Below are 16,583 nucleotides of genomic sequence, written 5' to 3' on the forward strand. Positions count from 1 at the left end.
CCTGGAGTTTTTGTGAATCGACAACGCGTGTTACTCATCCTGATAGTGGTGGCGGTGGTCGCTGCGTTTTACCTCAGCGGTGCCCACCAGTACTTCAACCTGGCCACCATGCAGGCTTACCGCAGCGATTTTATTGCCCTGTTTGAGCAATCCCCCTGGCAGGTGGCCGGTATCTTCTTTGCCCTCTACGTGGTGATGACGGCGCTGTCCTTGCCCGGTGCCACCCTGCTGACCCTGCTGGGTGGCGCTCTGTTCGGCCTGGGCTGGGGTTTGTTGATTATCTCCTTTGCCAGCACTATCGGCGCCACCCTGGCCTTTGTCATTTCACGCTTTCTGTTTCGCAAGCCGCTGGAAAAACGCTTCCCGCGCCAGCTGGAACGTATCAACCGCGGCGTGGAGCGCGACGGCGCCTTTTACCTGTTCACCCTGCGCCTGGTGCCCTTGTTTCCGTTTTTCATGATCAACCTGCTGATGGGCCTGACCCGGATCAGAACCGTCACCTACTACTGGGTCAGCCAAGTGGCCATGCTGCCGGGCACGGCGGTGTATGTGAACGCCGGCGGTCAGCTGGGCGAGCTGGAAAGCCTCGGCGGGATTATCTCGCCGGAGCTTCTGGCCTCCTTTGCCCTGCTGGCGGTATTCCCCTGGGTGGCCAGGCGGATCGTGCTGCTGGTGCAGACCCGCAAGGCCTACCAGGCCTATACCCGGCCGGCCGCGTTCGACTATGACATCCTGGTGATTGGCGGCGGCTCCGCCGGCCTGGTGACCAGCTATATCGCCAGCGCCGTCAAGGCCCGGGTAGCGCTGGTAGAAAAGCACAAGATGGGCGGCGACTGCCTGAACACCGGCTGCGTGCCCTCCAAGGCGCTGATTCGGGCGGCCCATGCGGCCCACGAAGTGCGCACCGCCTCACGCTTTGGAGTCAACGCCGGCGAGCCGGAAATCGATTTCGCCAAGGTGATGGGCCATGTGCAGCAGGCCATTGGCGATATCGAACCCCACGACAGCGTGGAGCGCTATGCCGGGCTGGGCGTCGAGGTGTATGAAGACACCGCCACCCTGCTCTCGCCCTGGGAAATCCAGATAGGTGAGCAGACGGTGACCGCCCGCCACGTGGTGATTGCCACCGGCGCCCGCCCGCGGATTCCCGCCCTGCCGGGGATTGACGGCGCACCGGTCGTCACCTCGGAAACCTTGTGGTCGCTCAAAGAGCAGCCGCGCCGCCTGGTGGTGCTGGGCGGCGGCGCCATTGGCTGCGAGCTGAGCCAGAGCTTTGCCCGCCTGGGCAGCCAGGTCACCCTGGTGGAAGGCGCCGCCCGGCTGCTGGGGCGCGAGGATAGCGAAGTCGGCGAGCACATGGCCACCACCCTCGGCCAGGAAGGCGTCACGGTGCTGACGGCAAGCCACGCCATCGAGATTCTCAACGAGGCCGACGGCCATCAGCTGGTAGTGGAACAGGACGGCGAGCGCCTCAGCCTGCCCTTCGATGCCCTGATGGTCAGCGTTGGCCGCCAGGCCAATGTAGAAGGCCTGGGGCTGGATGCCCTGGGCATCAACACCACGGACGCAGGCACCCTGGAACTCAACGAACGCCTGCAGACGCGCCTGCCCAATATCTGGGCCTGCGGCGATGTGGCCGGGCCCTACCAGCTAACCCACGCCGCCGCCCACCAGGCCTGGCATGCCGCGGTGAATGCCCTGTTTGGCGAACTGAAGAGCTTTGCGGTGGATTACCGTTTCATGCCAGCGGTGATCTACACCCAGCCGGAAGTGGCCCGGGTGGGGCTGAACGAGCAGGACGCCCAGGCCCAGGGTATCGCTTATGAAGTGACCCGCTACGCCATGGCCGACAGCGACCGGGCGATTACCGAAGGCGCCACCCAGGGCTTTATCAAGGTGCTGACCGTGCCCGGCCGCGACAAGATCCTTGGTGCTACCATTGTCGCCGAACACGCCGGGGAATGGCTGGGCGAATTTACGATTGCCATGAAGCACGGACTGGGCATGAACAAGCTGTTGGGCACCATTCACCCCTACCCGACCCTCGGCGAAGCCGCCAAGGCCAGCGCCGGAGTATGGAAGAACGCCCACAAGCCCGAGCGGGTACTCAGGTTGCTGGCGCGCTATTTCCGCTGGCGGCGCGGCAATCAAAACATCCCGCAAGGCAAAGATACCCAAAAAGGAGACCAAGCGTGATCCAGCGGTGACGTTAAGGTAGGACAGAGGCAATCTCTGTAGGGTGATAGCTACTCCACCCCCAACGTTTTCACCACCGCATCCTCGGGTTCCGAGTAGAAACTGGTCTGGAACTTGGTGAACAGCTCGCCGGGAATGGTCGGGATATCCACGGCGCTGCTCATCGGCAGAGTGACGCGCTTGCCGCCGGCATCAAAGGCCACCTGCAGGCACTTGGCGAGGTTTTCAATGGGCTTCAGGCTGCCGCCCAGGCTCATATCGCCTAACACCACCATCTGGCTCTGGGTGGGCTTGGCCAGCTTGCCACTGCCAGCGGTCACCTGGAGCAAATACGCCGTGGAACCGAGTCAGGTTAACCCGTGCTTTGGGGATCAAGGCCGCCAGTTTGGCGATGAAATCTTGTGGGCTGAACTTTGTCCGGCAATGCGTTCGGTGTTCGCCGGACACATGCTTATTCGTCCCGGACGATGGTGCTATAGTCGCCGCGCAGTTGAAGCGTCACTGTCACCGCCTCGTCATCGCGGTTTCGCCAGAACCAGCCGTGATTACCTGCGAAAGGCGTCTCAAAGCTGCCCTCACCCGAGGTTTCGCCACGCCCTTTTTCATAGGTCACGTCCTGACCATCCGCATGGGCATGAAGGTCGAAATTGATTCGCCCCCCCTCGGAACTCCACTCGTAGAACAGGCTCGCGCCTTCCTCCATCGTCGCTTTTATCTCAGTGTATTCGCCCGGCGCGAGGGTAAAAGTGATCTGATCTTGCCATGCCGCCTGAGCATGGGCAGTACCGACGAAAACACCAAGAATATCGTCCATAAGCAAAGAGGACTGATCGCCATGTGTCTCCGCGTCCGCAGCAGCCTCTGCGGCCAGCTGCTGCTTGATTTCGCCCATTTCTGTCAGCCCCAGAATGCTACCGACCCCGGTGGGGTCTTTCCCCAGTTCGGCGGGCATGTAGACCAAGACGCCGATGGCCAACGCGCCGATACTGGCAATGATCGACGAACGGCGAAGCTGTGCTTTGGTGGGCAGGTCTTCGAGCTTGGGTTTGGGTGCATTATGCATGAGATGTCTCCTATTCTTATGTGTTGGCGATGTATCCGGCGATCTGCTGATAGGTCAGCAGCACGCCCAGACCGGCCATGATGATGTTGGCAAGGATGCCCTGACGCATGAAGTGGGGGCTGCGCCGCCAATAGCCCATGACGATCAGGATCACGAAAAGCGCCAGAAGCTGGCCCAGTTCGACGCCTACGTTGAACGACAGCAGATTGGCCAGAAGACCGTCCTCGGCGATCTGGTATTCGAGAATTTTCGAGGCGAGACCGGTACCGTGGAACAAGCCGAAGATCAAGGTTGCCGCCTTGGTATTAGGTTGAAATCCAAGCCATTTCTGGAACGCACCAAGATTGTCGAGCGCCTTGTAGACGACCGAAAGCCCGATGATGGCGTCGATGATGTAGGCGTTGATGCCCCAGCCGAACCAAACGCCCAGAAGCATGGTAACTGAATGGCCAAGAGCGAACAGGCTGACGTAAATCGCCACGTCCTTCATGTGATAGAGGAAGAAGACGACGCCCAAAAGAAACAGGATATGGTCATATCCTGTGATCATGTGTTTGGCCCCCAGGTAGATGAAGGGGATGATGTGCACCCCCCAGATCTCCTGAATATAGCCCGCGTCACCAGGCGTGACGTCATGGGCCAAGGCCATGCCAGGGATCAGCACCAGTGTGTACAGGGCGAGAATTGCCAGCGGCAGAAAAACGCCCCTGCTGCCCCTTGAAAGAGTGTTCATGGATAGACTCCGCTTGTCTTTGAAATGGTCGGTGATGCGCCCGCTCGCCCTTAGAAAGACCCTGACACCTTCGCCGTTGTGGTGCTCGATAATGCCAGTATGCATCGCTCCATGGCCTTCAGAAGAAAAATAGGGCTCTTCTTCGTCGGGTGTGGAATTCGCCCACTGAGCTAAGCCATAATATTACCTCCATATTAGCAGGAGGTACGACATGGACGGCACCCAGATTTTGACACTCGGCCTTGGCCTGGAAGCGCCCTGGCTGAGTTACGCTGTGCCCTGTCTGTCAGGAACTCTTCCCATTGATACCGGGCCAACCATCATGCCCGCGCGGCAAACGCATCGGCAACCAAGGTTTCCAGAAACTCTAAAAGTAAAAGGTTGCGTTTAACGGCGGCAAAAAAAGATACCTGAGTGGCCAGTTGATCATCGCCATCGCGCAGTGCCAGCCAGAACTCTGAAGTAAGCGGTTACAGACGCTTACGAATCGCCTGAGCCATGCGTTTGGCGGTGGCTGGGCGTTTTTTTTGCAGGCAGTTATCTACCATGATGGCCTGATGCCTAGCCGCCGCATAGGCCTTTTCCAATAGCAAGGCGGCGATAAGGCGGCTTTCCCGCACTATGAGGCTTCCGCCGATCAAATCACCGTGGTATTGGAACAAAACGATGTTTCTCCTGGAGGTGATAAGATGCAGACTTGATGGTAAGTAACACTACAAACGCCGAGGTGGGATATCAAAGCCTTGGCTGAAGCACCTGAGCACAGAACCTGGGGCTATCACCACAACCATCACCACACTCACTAAGTCAAAAACAGCCAAAAACAGCCAAAAAGGAGACCAGGCGTGACCCAGCTTTTACTGATCGGCGCCGGCCATGCCCATGCCTTTGTGCTCGAGGCCTTTGGCGACACGCCTGACCCTGAGGTAACCATCACCGTGGTCAGCGACAGTGCCCTGGCCGCCTATTCCGGCAGTGTGCCCGCGTGGCTCGCCGGTGAGTGCTCACTTCGCGACACCCAGATCGATGTGGCCGCCCTGTGTCAGCGGGCGGGCGCCACTCTGATTGAATCCCCGGTGGTCGCCCTCGATCACCAGGCGAAACAGGTCAACCTGGCCAACGGCCAGAAACTCACCTTTGATGTGGCATCCATTAACGTCGGCTCGACGCTGGAACTCCCCGCGACCCGGGGCGAAGGCCTGCCCTACCTGCTGGCCATGCGCCCGTTGAGCTCGCTGCATCAGCGCTGGCAGGCGCTGCAGGATCAACTCAAAGGCCTGCCTGACGGCTCCACCCAGCAGATTGTCAGCGTGGGCGGCGGCGCGGCCAGCTGCGAAACCCTGATGAGCGTTCTGGCAAAGCTGCGCCACGACCGCCCGGATATAGACTGGCAGGGTCACCTGCTCAGCGCCGCGCCTGGCCTGCTGGGTGACGCCGGCTGGCTGCCCCGCCAGCTGACCCGCCGCGCCCTGACCCGCGCGGGTATCCAGATTCACACTCAGCGGCGCGGCAAAGCCCTGGTGACAGGGGGCGTTGAGGATGATCAGGGCCAGACCCTGCCAGCGGATATTGTGCTGTGGGCCACCGGCGCGGTCGGGCACCCCTGGCTGGCTGACACCAGCCTACCGCTGGATGACAAGCGCTTTATTCCCACTGATCGCACCCTGGCGGTAGCCGGGGCGCCAGACCTCTTTGCCGCCGGCGACTGTGCCCAGCTAAGCCCGCCCCAGCCCAAGGCCGGGGTATACGCCGTGCGCCAGGGCCCCGTACTGGCCGCCAACCTGCGCGCCGCCTGTCACGGCCAGGCACTGGCCGACTGGCAGCCGCCCAGCCGGGTGCTGGCGCTGATCGGCACCGGGCGCGGCCATGCCATCGCCAGCTACGGGCCCATCGGCTTTGCCGGGCACTGGGTGTGGGAATGGAAAAAGCGGATTGATGCGCGCTTTATTGCCCGCTTCAATCCGCCTTTTGATTCCTGACGTCGATACCCTATCCGTTCGTCTGTCTTCAATAACCGGTTCTTGATGATCAATGCTTGGCCACGGCTTTTACAGACAGCTTATTTTTCCTGTGATATATTTGAAATCTATCATTTGATAAAAGGTATCTGTCATGGCGCATGCTATTAAGGAATACCAGATTACCCAGGCATATTCAGCCAGCTTCTGGGATCAGCTGGGTCTACCGGCGCGTGGCAGCCCTCTGCATCAGGCATTGCACAATGGGGTGCCCTACGGTGTTTTCAAACAGTTAGCATCAATCGCCAACCTGGAACACAAGGCGCTTGCCGAATACCTGGCCATTCCTCAGGCCACCCTGCATCGACGCGCCAAACAGGGGCGTTTCAGGGTGGACGAAAGCGACAGGCTTTACCGTTTCGCGGAGATACTCAAGTCGGCAACCGATCTGTTTGAAGGTGACCGCCAACAGGCTCGCCAATGGCTTCTTCGCCCGGTGAAAGGCCTGGGAGGGCGGCGGCCGGTTGAGATGCTCACCACCTCGGCGGAGGCGGGTGCCGTGCTTGATCTGATAGGCCGCCTCGAGCACGGTGTTTTTGCATGAGTGAGGTGCTCGCTTATCGGCTGGTAAAACGAAAATGGCAAGAAACAGCCTTTGATGGCGAAGGCGCACGACTCTACGGAGGGCGCTGGAATAGCAAAGGCAACGCCTGCGTGTATGTGGCCGGTTCAGAGTCTCTGGCACTCCTGGAAATCATGGTTCACCTGGAAGAGTATCGCCTGCTAGCGCATTATGCGCTTCTTGAGATCTCCCTTGATGAAACATCCATCCTTCGCTTGAGTGCTCAACACTGGCCAGATGACTGGCGGGACGAACCCGCACCGTATTCAACAGCCGAAATAGGCGATGGCTGGCTATCCCGCCAGGCAAGCCTGGCCCTGGCGGTGCCCAGCGTGATTGTGCCGCGGGAGTGGAACTACCTGTTGAACCCGGCACATCCCGATTTCATCAGCGTCACGCGTGAAGCAAAGGCGCTGGACTTCCTGCCCGACCCTCGACGTTGACTCACAAGGCGCCTTGCCTGACGCCCTTTGGCGCAGCAACGCGGTTCGCGATGAAACGTCAACAGACCCTCATCAAAAAAGCGGATTGATGCGCGCTTTATCGCCCGCTTCAATCCGCCTTTTAAGGGGTAATGCTCAGTGTGATGTATCAGCACAGCAGCTGATCAATCCGCCTGACGCCAGCCGCCCAGCACCCGGCTATCGGCGCCGAAAATCGTCAGGCGGTCGTGGTCAATCAGGTAGCGGTAGGCATTGGTCAACATAGCCGTGACCCGCTGGGCATCGTCCATGTTCGGGCACGCCTTGCGGGTGGAGACCATCTGCTTGAACTCAATGCGCTGGTTATCCCCCAGCTCAACGGCGCCGCTGAACTGGTTGCAGCCATCAAAACCACTGACGCGCCCGTCATCCCCGATAAGGAAATGGGGGCGTTCGTCAAAGTCCAGTCGTTCCCTGGTTCCCAGCAGCAGGAAATTCCAGCGCTGATCCACCACTGCAGATGTCTGGCCACTGGCACGCTCGTCTTCCTTGTCGGCCGGCGCGTCCGGGGTTGAACTGCAGGCAGCCAACACCAGCAGGCAGGCCCCCACCAGGGCCAGACGCCCCGTCTTGAACGTTAGCGTATTCACTGACTTACCAGCTCCCTGTATTTTCCATTGAGGCCCAAGGCTCCCGGGGCGGTTGCGCATCGCCTTTCTGCAACAGCTCCACGGAAATGCCGTCGGGTGATTTAACAAAGGCCATATGGCCATCCCGGGGCGGCCGATTGATCGTTACCCCGTTATCCTGAAGTTTCTGGCACAACGCATAGATATCCTCTACCCGGTAGGCCAGATGGCCGAAATTGCGTCCGCCGCTGTATTCTTCCGGGTCCCAGTTATAGGTGAGCTCCAGCTCGGGCGCCTGCAACTCGGCCGAACGCGCCTCGTCTTCCGGCGCGGTCAGGAAAATCAGCGTAAAGCGGCCTTTTTCACTTTCCTTGCGACGCACTTCCTTGAGGCCCAGCAGATCGCAGTAGAAGTGCAGGGAAGCGTCAATATCGCTGATGCGCACCATGGTATGTAGAAACTGCATACGGACTCCTTTTGACGATATTAAAGTACTACTGCGTATATTCGCTAAAGATTTCCGGAGGCTGGCGGTCACGGGTCCAGCTCAACACCGCGTAGTCATCTACCCGGCCGGTTTCCATGCCCGGCGAGCCGTGAGGCATGCCCGGTACGGCAAGCCCTGCCACATCAGGGCGCTCTTCCAGCAGCGTCTTGATGTCTTCGGCAGGCACATGGCCTTCAATCACGTAGCCATCCACCATGGCGGTATGGCAGGAGGCCAGTTCGGGCGTGACGCCCTGCTCAATCTTGACGCCACGCACATCGTTATGGCGCTGATGATCGACCTCGAAGCCGTTGTCCTCAAGATGCTCTACCCAGGCGCCACAGCAGCCGCAGTTAGGGTCGCTGTGTACCTCGACGGAAGAAGCAGCCATGGCCGACGTCGTCAGGCCCAACAGCGCCAACGGTACCAGGCAGCGAAGGCCGGCATCCAGCAGGGCAGGCCTCCGAGTCGGCGGTCTATTATCTGTACAGTTATGAGACATACAGGCACCTGTATTGAACTTTGTGTATAGTAAACCTCTTTACATACTAGCGGTGTTTACGCTCGGGAGAAAGCCGTGGACTCAATGACACAAGCAGCGCTGGGGGCGGCCATCGGTGGTGCGGTGCTGGGCCGACGGCTGGGGCGCAAGGCCATTCTGCTGGGGGCGTTCGTCGGTACCCTGCCAGACCTTGATGTGGTGATTGACTACGGCGATGCCGTTGCCAATGTGACTCAACACCGGGGGTTCAGCCACTCGCTGTTGGTGCTGGCCGGGCTGGGCACCCTGCTGGCCCTGCTCAGCGCGCGATTTGCCCCGGCACGGGATATCCCGCTGCGCCACTGGCTTACGTTCTTTCTGCTGATTCTGCTTACCCATCCGCTATTGGATGCTTTGACCACCTACGGCACCCAATTGTTCTGGCCGATGACCTCGCCGCCGATTGCCTGGCCCATCGTGTTTATCATCGACCCCCTCTATAGCTTGCCGTTACTGGTGGCGCTTGTCTGGGCCCTGGTTGATCGCAAGGTAGTGTACCGCTGCGGTTGGGCGTTGGGCCTGTCCAGCCTTTACCTGCTGTTTGCGATTGGCGCCAAGGTCAGCGTGGAGCAGCGCATGGCCCCGGTGCTGGCAGCGCAGGGGCTGGAATCTGCCCCGCGCCTGGTGCAGCCCGCGCCCTTCACCACCCTGCTGTGGCGGGTCAGCGTGATGGACGGCGACCGCCACTACGAAAGCCTTGTCAGCCTGTTTGACCAGACCCCGCCGCAGCTGGAAGCGCTGACACGACAGACCCCGCTGGCCGAAGGCTTCCAGCAGGATGCGCGCATTCAACGCCTCAATTGGTTCACCGGGGATTTTCTGCGCTATGACAGCCGCTCAACAAACGGCCAGGAAACCCTGCAGGTGACCGATGTGCGTCTGGGCTTTCCCGGCTTTTACCCGTTTACCTATCAGCTGGCGACGCGCCCCGCAGACGACAGACCCTGGCAGGCCGTTGACGTGTCTTTTCAGGTCAGCAGTGAACGCGGCCTGTCCGGCGATACCTTCAAACGCCTGGGGCTGAGAGCGCTCGGCAACCCGCAGGCGCTATGCGCCACTGCGTTTGTGGAGGCGCGCTGGAAGCTGACTTCATCGGGATGTTGAAGGCTGTGCGGAAGGCTGATGTGTCTAGTTTCAGCGCAAAAATACAGCAGATTCTGCCCTTAAAACCACGCTGCTGTTCAATTCTTCACGACACCAGATTTAAAATCAACATGGCTAATATACAAGTTTATCAAGACGTTACTGCTCTTTTATCAGCCAGTCTACCAGAGGTGAGCTGGGTTCAAATCCGTTGACTGCCCGAATGAGAATGCGCCTTGCAAGCATCATATCCTGGTTATTTTCAGCAGCGACCAGATCCGCTATGTAGTTATGCAGGGTTTCATGGTCCAACATGTCTTCATTGGCACGCATGATCTTGGGGTGGTCTGTGCCAACAACATCCTCTCCGATAATCAGCTCTTCATACAGCTTTTCGCCGGGGCGCAAACCAGAAAACTCTATGGCGATATCCCCGTCCGGGTGTTGCTCATCAAGCACTTCCAGGCCGCTCAGCTCAATCATTCGTCGTGCGAGATCCACAATCTTGACCGGTTGCCCCATATCCAGCACGAACACATCACCGCCCTGCGCCATGGAGCCGGCCTGAATCACCAACAGTGCCGCCTCCGGAATCGTCATGAAAAAGCGGGTAATGTCCGGGTGGGTTACCGTCACTGGGCCACCATCGGCTATCTGCTGCCTGAATAACGGCACCACAGAACCAGAAGAGCCCAGCACATTGCCAAACCGCACCATGGAGAACACGGTATCACCGCTCTGCTTGGCCAGATCCTGCAACACGAGTTCAGACAGGCGCTTGCTAGCTCCCATGACATTGGTGGGGCGCACGGCCTTATCGGTTGAGACTAGGACACACCGCTCTACATTATAGCGCCTCGCCGCCTCTGCCACGACCTGGGTGCCCAGTGCATTGTTGCGAATCCCTTCAAAAACATTGTGCTCTACCATGGGCACATGTTTGTAGGCAGCGGCATGGTAAATGGTGTGCACCTTACACCCGGAAAAAATGGCATCTATACGGCTGCGATTGCATACCGACGCCAAAAAAGGCATTAAACGAACATTCAGCCCGCACTCAATACAGAGACTGCGCAGCTCCTGATCTATCTGATATAAGCTAAATTCACTGGCCTCAACCAGCACCATCCGCTTTGGCCCGCAGCGGATAATCTGGCGGCAGAGCTCAGACCCAATAGACCCTCCCGCCCCCGTCACCATGACCACTTTGTCGCGGATGCTGATATCCAGTAATTGCCCGCGCGGCGGGACAGGATCACGGCCCAGCAGGTCTTCAACTTCCACGTCACGAAACTGGTCTACTGATGCCTCACCAGAGACAATTTCCGGCATGGAAGGCACCGTTTGCACGTACACCGGCAGCCCTTCGAGGTAATCAAGCGCACGCTTACGCTGTCGCTTGGTCGCCGACGGAATCGCCAGCAGGATGCGGGTGGGTTGTGCTGCCTGAACCACCTCTTTCGCCAGGCGCGGGTTGTAAACCGGTATACCCATGACAGACGCACCAGAAATACCCGGATCATCATCCAGAAACGCCGCCACATAAAATTCTCGGCCACCATTCAGCGCGGTGGCCAACTGAGCACCCGCTCCACCTGCGCCGTAAATCACTACGGGTTCTTTATGAGTAAAATGGCGAATTAACCATTGATAATACCCACGCACCAACAGCCGGCTACCTCCTACGTACAACATCGCCACCAAAGCGAAATTGATAGGCACGGAGCGCGGCAGCTCAAATGTTTGCCAGAAGTAAGCGGCCGCAAACAATAACAGGGAAAGCAGTACAACCCCCTTGGCAACCGCCCACATCGCTTGAGCACCCAGGTAACGCACCACCGCCCGATAAAGGCCCAAGCGAGCAAAGATAAACACCCCGACAAAGGGCAATGCCACAAAAAGCGGCCAGCCAGCTTCCAAATAGGCGTGCGGCCAAGGGTCTGATAACCGCAGTGCATAGGCTGACCAAAGCGCCACAGGCAAAACCAGGGCATCTGCAATCACCATGATCAAACGCTTAACGGGCCGGTTCATGGTGGCAATAACATTGTGCAAGCGCCCCTGCCGCGGCGGGGCCAAAAAAGGCTTCCTGCTCTTTTTCAGCTTTTTAAAGCGCGTGTGCTTGTTCACTAGTGATCCTTTACAAAGTGAGTGGTTCTAGGTGTCTCATGCATTAAACAGTCTAGCGGTTTTCCTCATTAATCATAACCAAGTGTAATATCAAATTTCTGACCTATGTCAGCCTGAACCAATGCAGGGAGACCATCGCGGGATGGTGAGATTCATCATCCCGCTAAAAACGTCACCCATACACCACAGGCAACACGACATCAATCTGCCGACCGGCTTTCTGCGCCATGGCCGCGATAGCGCCTTTCAATGCGTGGCGGGCGTGGTCATCGCCATGCACCAACCTTACCTCGCGCGGCCAGCGGCGCATGCGCTTGATAAAGTTCAGCAAACCGCGCTGCCCGGCGTGGGCGGAGTACCCGCTGATGGTGGTAACCCCCGCGCGAATATCAATGCGCTCGCCATCGAGCACAACCCAACCGCCTTCCGGCCCATAACGCTGAATTTCCCGCCCTGGGGTACCCGCCCCCTGGTAGCCCACAAACAGCACCTGATGGCGAGGGTCACCCAGCATCGCCTTCAGGTAGTTCACCACGCGCCCGCCCGCACACATACCGCTGGCGGCGATCACCACCGCAGGGCGCCCACTCTCCGCCAGGTAACGCACGGTCTGTTTGTGAGTCGCGTGGTCATCCACCGTGTACACCGTCTCGAAACTCAACGGGTGCCACCCAAAGCGCAAGCGGCGCTGGGCCTCGGCATCCCAGAAAGGCTTTAACGAGCGATACACCTGCGTAAAGTGCGCCGCCAGGGGGGAATCGACAATTACCTCCAGCGAGTGCCAATCTGAGGTTGGTGCAGCGCCATGTACGATGGTTTCCAGCTCGTACAGCAGCTCCTGGGTGCGGCCAATACTAAACGCCGGGATGATCACCGTTCCCCGGTTAGTCAGCGCTTGCTCAATGGCGGTTTTCAACGCCTGCCCATGCGCTTGGCGGCCCTCATGGTTACGGTCGCCATAGGTGGACTCCAACACCAACACATCCGCCTGATAGGGAGATGTCGGCGCAGGCAACAGCGGCGTATGCGGCGCGCCCAAATCGCCGGAAAACACCACGCGTTGCGCATTGCCACGGGCGGTATCGTTCAGCGCCACTTCCACGTAGCTGGAGCCCAGAATATGCCCCGCCCGCTTGAGCTTCACCCGCACGGTCAGCGCGTCGTCCTCCACCACCGAGTGCCACTGCCCGTAAGGAACCGCCACCAACTGCCTTTTCAGCTGCGCCTGAAACTGCTCGATCAAGCGCGCGTTGCGGGTAAAGCCAATCTTCAGCGCATCCTCAATGACGAGCGGCAACAGCAAGGCGGAAGGCTCGGAGCACAGAATCGGCCCTTTGAAGCCTGCGGCCAGCAAGTACGGCAAGCGGCCCACGTGATCAATATGCACGTGAGTAATCACCAGCGCTTTCAGCGTGCTGATATCAAAGCCCACCCTCAAGCTGCGCCAGGGTATCCTCCCCCTGGAAAAGCCCGCAGTCCACCAGCAGCGAGTGCTCACTGCTGGCCATCAACTGATGACAGCTCCCTGTGACCCCACCTGCCCCACCGTGATGACGAATTTCCGGCCACTTTTCCTGTGCATCCATGCTTATTTCCTTAACTAGAAACACTACATAAGAAATCTATCAAATAAAAACAAACATCGCCCAACAAGCCTCGCTCCCACAAGCCCCAATGATAAGGATCTCTAAAGCAAGATACCCAAAAGCCAACATATTGGGTAACAAGCGTGTCGTATTCGACATCAGCAAGTTCGGCTGGCCGCCAGTGTGGGTGGAAAATAAAATCGCATCCCCCCTAGTTTTTATACACTCATCCTGATTGTTGCTGGCGTCTTATACCGATTGACACCCTAAACTGGCGCCTCTCGCACCACGCCTTGCGAAGCGTCTCGGTCTGCAAGACGGTGTACTGCTCCGCTGTCGTAGTACACCGACGAGCGACTCAGCTTAAGCAGCTCACATTGGCGCGACATTCTGACTTGGGGATGACCTTGCTCGATCATCGCCAAGCCGCGTTGACGGCTTTCTGATCGAGCTTGCGCGACAAAAAATCGCGTTCCACCGTCAGTCGGTCAATCTCGCGATAGAGCTCATCGGCACTGGGTGCTGAGTAGGAAATTGAGGATCGCATGGTCGCGCCTCCTCACTATGAACGAACAGCAAAACTAAACGGCTCAAGAACTCGGCGAACGGCACCTGCTCTTTTCAATGCTACTGAACGAAACCGAGCCTGACACGCCGGACCGCCGCAATATTCTGGCAACACCCAAAAATATCGAGCGAACCATGGGCTGCGGTGCAAGGCCATTATGCCGATACCAAGCCGTTCCAAAGCCTTGTCTGCCAGACAAGGCGTTGGGCTATCCGAGCCCCGCCACCTTCGATGGCTTCGCGCTTGATCGTGGCAGCCCTTTATCGCGCTATAGGGACACTCTTGATATGAGCCTCGATAGCTTCACGGACTTGCTTTGTCATCGAGAGATTGTACTTCTCGGCCTGCCAGTGCTGGTGAAAGCGTGCAACAGCCTCGTGAGCCGTATCCAGAACAAGCTTTTCGGGAATGGCGGCTTTGGCTGCCAAATGCTCAAGCTCATCGTTGGTCAGTTCTGCAAAGACTTGAGTCCGGCTTATTTTGAGCGCCATATCGTCGTTGGGGATATAGGGGATGGTCGAAACAAGATCGTAGGCCGGAGCCAGCGCGGCGTTTCGTCGGTCGGGATAAATTAGCGACCAGTTTTTCATGTGCATGTCACCGTTTCCAGTCAGAACGCAGAACACCAGCCGCCGGATGAATTCGGCGATATCGGCGTCGCTGGTCTCAGCGGCAAGTACCTGTGCGATATTGCGCAAGGTGGCCGTTTTGTATTTTCGCTCAGCATAGACATCGAAGATCTGTGCGAAATCCTCGATATGGACGGCGCTGTCGTCAGAAAGCCTATCGAACCGTTCGATAACGAAGGCGCTTTGGCCGATCTTGTCGATTCCTCCGGGCAGATTCTTGATGCTGGCGACATCGACAAGATCAATCGGTGGGGCATCTATTCCGATAAGGCGCGCAAGCGTCATCATCGAAAACTCGTTTTCGGGAACGCCTTCGAACTCGCGCGATGGGAGTTTCACGATCCAAGAGCCGCCAACGCCGGATGCGGGAATAGTCAGGCCGCCGGTCGGTGCGAGAACCGCCGAGAATTTAAGCTGCACCCCTGCAAGCGAAAACCGCAAGGCGTTCTCGCGGCGATCATCTTCAGTGTCACCGGCATCGGTACTATCACCTCTAATCGGCGGCCATGCCTCGCCATCAGCGGATTTGATCGTGACCGCACCGGGCAGGTCGTGACCAAGCGCCCAAAGTAGATGAAACTCGCGCTCGGGATTTACGCCCGCATTCTCCGCAAGGTATTGACGCAGATGGCCTTCGGGCAGAAGGTTCGAGAAAAACTGCATCACGCGCTTCTGATAGGCTCGAAAGTCCGTGAGCAGCGCGCCGAATTCGTCCTTGAAGGCCAGCCCCAATGTCGGCCTGTCAGGGTTGTCGATGTAAGCGTCGTTGAAAGCAAAAATCGTCCGGTCTCCACCGACATTGGTAAGCGTGCCGATTGGCTCCCCATAAAGCAGGACATCAAGCACAGAGACATCAGCCATCTTGGTCCTCCTCCAGCCGATAGGCCGGTCTTGGAGCATGCGGCGTCTCTTGGGACGAGGCGCGATGGGCGAGCTAGTTGCGCAAAGAGCGGATTTTTTCGACAGCTCGATTGACGGTCTCATTGCTGCCAGACGACTCGATAGACTCGAGGGTGCGCCGTACCATCTGCAGAAGGTCGGGATCAAGCTGGCTCTGGATTTGGGTGATCTCGCGGATGCGGCGCTGGAGGTTGTCGATGTTCGCACTGGATGCATGGGGCGCGAGTGCGTCCACCGTCTCGCGGATGCGGTCGAGTTCCCGCTGAGTAGCCGCGTTGATGACCGGCGCGCTGGAGACGCTGCGGACGATAGACTGTACAGCCGGAAGCGCCTTGCGGGGAACGAGCATCAATTCCAGGTCTAGCGCGTGGGCGATGGTAGAAAGGCTTGATACGCGCAGGTCAACGGCATCATTTTCTATCTTCGAGATGTGCGACTGCGGCACATCGGCAAGCGCGCTCAGTTCCCGCTGACTCAGCCCTTTAGCTTCTCGTGCGGCCTTGATTCTTGCGACCAGTTCTTCAGTTGCATAGCTCATTTGATCTACTTTTCTACATCACATGGTAATTATGATCTATCAAATTATATCACAACGTGCGATGAGGCTCATGAAGCATTGATCTACTTTAATACATCATAGAACGATTTTGATCTTTTTTTATAGATCAATAAAAGTCAGTAGTTTGGTTCAATCCTCCTAACGAGGCGTTGGAGCAAAGTCCCGATCAAGCTCTGCGAAACAGAGACCGGTGCAAAAAAGTATATCGGATGCTGCACGCCATGGAGTTGGGGGGCTGAGCGGCCCTGCAAACCCGAGACCCACATTCAATCGGCTAGATGTTGGAACTTGAGGGTGCCATTTATAACTTGCTCTCAAGCTCCGGCAGGATCTCGAACAGATCGCCCACCAAGCCATAACAACAACTTGGAAGACCTGGGCTGCGTCGTCATTGTTGAGGGCGACGATCACCTTGACACACAGGCCCTCACCCCAACATTCGCGCGGGCCATTAACGTGAATGACCACTTTCCAGAC

Annotated in this window: 16 protein-coding genes and 3 pseudogenes; 5 read left to right on the forward strand and 14 right to left on the reverse strand. The window is 58.1% G+C overall.

Going from position 1 to position 16,583, the window contains the following annotated elements:
- The first annotated feature begins 12 nt into the window (after nt 1-12).
- Nucleotides 13-2,196 (forward strand): dihydrolipoyl dehydrogenase family protein, encoded by a 2,184-nt coding sequence (locus LL947_RS09840; protein WP_499833075.1) that lies wholly within the window; start codon nt 13-15, stop codon nt 2,194-2,196.
- Nucleotides 2,197-2,246: 50 nt separating this feature from the next.
- On the opposite strand, the gene LL947_RS09845 is transcribed toward LL947_RS09840, so the two are convergent.
- The 5 genes and pseudogenes from LL947_RS09845 to LL947_RS09865 form a co-directional block, all read right to left on the reverse strand.
- Complete coding sequence (locus LL947_RS09845) at nt 2,247-2,516, reverse strand: hypothetical protein (protein WP_499833076.1); 270 nt, start codon at nt 2,514-2,516, stop codon at nt 2,247-2,249.
- A 1-nt stretch (nt 2,517) separates the two neighbouring features.
- Nucleotides 2,518-2,673: pseudogene (locus tag LL947_RS09850) on the reverse strand (transposase); the annotation flags it as partial.
- A complete protein-coding gene (locus LL947_RS09855; protein ID WP_499833077.1) occupies nt 2,648-3,259 on the reverse strand; it encodes a hypothetical protein in 612 nt (203 codons plus the stop codon). The gene LL947_RS09855 and the pseudogene LL947_RS09850, both read right to left, overlap by 26 nt.
- A 16-nt stretch (nt 3,260-3,275) precedes the next feature.
- On the reverse strand, nt 3,276-3,992 hold the full coding sequence (locus LL947_RS09860; protein ID WP_499834409.1) for a HupE/UreJ family protein: 717 nt from the start codon (nt 3,990-3,992) through the stop codon (nt 3,276-3,278).
- A gap of 470 nt (nt 3,993-4,462) precedes the next feature.
- Nucleotides 4,463-4,654: a BrxA family protein gene (locus tag LL947_RS09865; RefSeq protein WP_499833078.1), complete on the reverse strand. Its 192-nt coding sequence runs from the start codon at nt 4,652-4,654 to the stop codon at nt 4,463-4,465.
- A 183-nt stretch (nt 4,655-4,837) separates the two neighbouring features.
- Here LL947_RS09865 and LL947_RS09870 point away from each other — a divergent pair, with 183 nt between their 5' ends.
- From LL947_RS09870 to LL947_RS09880, 3 genes are all read left to right on the forward strand, one after another.
- A complete protein-coding gene (locus LL947_RS09870) occupies nt 4,838-5,971 on the forward strand; it encodes an FAD-dependent oxidoreductase (RefSeq protein ID WP_499833079.1) in 1,134 nt (377 codons plus the stop codon).
- Nucleotides 5,972-6,104: 133 nt separating this feature from the next.
- Complete coding sequence (locus LL947_RS09875; RefSeq protein WP_290823159.1) at nt 6,105-6,554, forward strand: Xre family toxin-antitoxin system antitoxin; 450 nt, start codon at nt 6,105-6,107, stop codon at nt 6,552-6,554.
- On the forward strand, nt 6,551-7,015 hold the full coding sequence (locus LL947_RS09880; RefSeq protein WP_499833080.1) for an RES family NAD+ phosphorylase: 465 nt from the start codon (nt 6,551-6,553) through the stop codon (nt 7,013-7,015). Before LL947_RS09875 ends, LL947_RS09880 begins: the two co-directional genes overlap by 4 nt.
- Before the next feature lie 164 nt (nt 7,016-7,179).
- Here the strand turns inward: LL947_RS09880 and LL947_RS09885 are convergent, their stop codons facing one another.
- From LL947_RS09885 to LL947_RS09895, 3 genes are read right to left on the reverse strand one after another with little or no spacing between them, the layout of a single operon-like run.
- Nucleotides 7,180-7,644, reverse strand: coding sequence for an META domain-containing protein (locus tag LL947_RS09885; RefSeq protein ID WP_499833081.1), 465 nt, complete (start codon nt 7,642-7,644; stop codon nt 7,180-7,182).
- Between the two features lie 4 nt (nt 7,645-7,648).
- Nucleotides 7,649-8,089: a VOC family protein gene (locus LL947_RS09890; protein WP_290823156.1), complete on the reverse strand. Its 441-nt coding sequence runs from the start codon at nt 8,087-8,089 to the stop codon at nt 7,649-7,651.
- Nucleotides 8,090-8,117: 28 nt separating this feature from the next.
- A complete protein-coding gene (locus tag LL947_RS09895) occupies nt 8,118-8,612 on the reverse strand; it encodes a DUF411 domain-containing protein (protein ID WP_499833082.1) in 495 nt (164 codons plus the stop codon).
- 75 nt (nt 8,613-8,687) lie between these two features.
- Here LL947_RS09895 and LL947_RS09900 point away from each other — a divergent pair, with 75 nt between their 5' ends.
- Nucleotides 8,688-9,755, forward strand: coding sequence for a metal-dependent hydrolase (locus LL947_RS09900; protein WP_499833083.1), 1,068 nt, complete (start codon nt 8,688-8,690; stop codon nt 9,753-9,755).
- Between the two features lie 138 nt (nt 9,756-9,893).
- Here LL947_RS09900 and LL947_RS09905 read toward each other — a convergent pair whose 3' ends face one another.
- From LL947_RS09905 to LL947_RS09930, 6 genes and pseudogenes are all read right to left on the reverse strand, one after another.
- Nucleotides 9,894-11,813 carry a polysaccharide biosynthesis protein gene (locus LL947_RS09905; protein ID WP_499833084.1) on the reverse strand — a complete coding sequence of 640 codons (1,920 nt, stop codon included), beginning with the start codon at nt 11,811-11,813 and terminating at the stop codon, nt 9,894-9,896.
- Between the two features lie 223 nt (nt 11,814-12,036).
- Nucleotides 12,037-13,450 (reverse strand): annotated as a pseudogene (locus LL947_RS09910) (MBL fold metallo-hydrolase).
- A 415-nt stretch (nt 13,451-13,865) separates the two neighbouring features.
- Nucleotides 13,866-13,997 (reverse strand): hypothetical protein, encoded by a 132-nt coding sequence (locus LL947_RS09915; RefSeq protein WP_404413626.1) that lies wholly within the window; start codon nt 13,995-13,997, stop codon nt 13,866-13,868.
- Nucleotides 13,998-14,278: 281 nt separating this feature from the next.
- Entirely contained in the window at nt 14,279-15,508 is a 1,230-nt protein-coding gene (locus LL947_RS09920) for a type II toxin-antitoxin system HipA family toxin (RefSeq protein ID WP_499833085.1), read from the reverse strand.
- 73 nt (nt 15,509-15,581) lie between these two features.
- Nucleotides 15,582-16,085 (reverse strand): helix-turn-helix domain-containing protein, encoded by a 504-nt coding sequence (locus tag LL947_RS09925; protein ID WP_499833086.1) that lies wholly within the window; start codon nt 16,083-16,085, stop codon nt 15,582-15,584.
- Between the two features lie 322 nt (nt 16,086-16,407).
- Nucleotides 16,408-16,520 (reverse strand): annotated as a pseudogene (locus LL947_RS09930) (electron transfer flavoprotein subunit alpha/FixB family protein); the annotation flags it as partial.
- Between the last annotated feature and the right edge of the window lie 63 nt (nt 16,521-16,583).

This window comes from Halomonas sp. BLK-85, assembly GCF_044792155.1.
Classification (GTDB): Bacteria; Pseudomonadota; Gammaproteobacteria; order Pseudomonadales; family Halomonadaceae; genus Vreelandella.

What these genes read in the sequence shown, in the direction of transcription:
- LL947_RS09855 (WP_499833077.1), bottom strand. Translation starts at nt 3,259, where the DNA reads ATGCATAATGCACCCAAACCCAAGCTCGAAGACCTGCCCACCAAAGCA.
- LL947_RS09860 (WP_499834409.1), bottom strand. Translation starts at nt 3,992, where the DNA reads ATGAACACTCTTTCAAGGGGCAGCAGGGGCGTTTTTCTGCCGCTGGCA.
- LL947_RS09875 (WP_290823159.1), top strand. Translation starts at nt 6,105, where the DNA reads ATGGCGCATGCTATTAAGGAATACCAGATTACCCAGGCATATTCAGCC.
- LL947_RS09880 (WP_499833080.1), top strand. Translation starts at nt 6,551, where the DNA reads ATGAGTGAGGTGCTCGCTTATCGGCTGGTAAAACGAAAATGGCAAGAA.
- LL947_RS09890 (WP_290823156.1), bottom strand. Translation starts at nt 8,089, where the DNA reads ATGCAGTTTCTACATACCATGGTGCGCATCAGCGATATTGACGCTTCC.
- LL947_RS09895 (WP_499833082.1), bottom strand. Translation starts at nt 8,612, where the DNA reads ATGTCTCATAACTGTACAGATAATAGACCGCCGACTCGGAGGCCTGCC.
- LL947_RS09915 (WP_404413626.1), bottom strand. Translation starts at nt 13,997, where the DNA reads ATGCGATCCTCAATTTCCTACTCAGCACCCAGTGCCGATGAGCTCTAT.
- LL947_RS09920 (WP_499833085.1), bottom strand. Translation starts at nt 15,508, where the DNA reads ATGGCTGATGTCTCTGTGCTTGATGTCCTGCTTTATGGGGAGCCAATC.
- LL947_RS09925 (WP_499833086.1), bottom strand. Translation starts at nt 16,085, where the DNA reads ATGAGCTATGCAACTGAAGAACTGGTCGCAAGAATCAAGGCCGCACGA.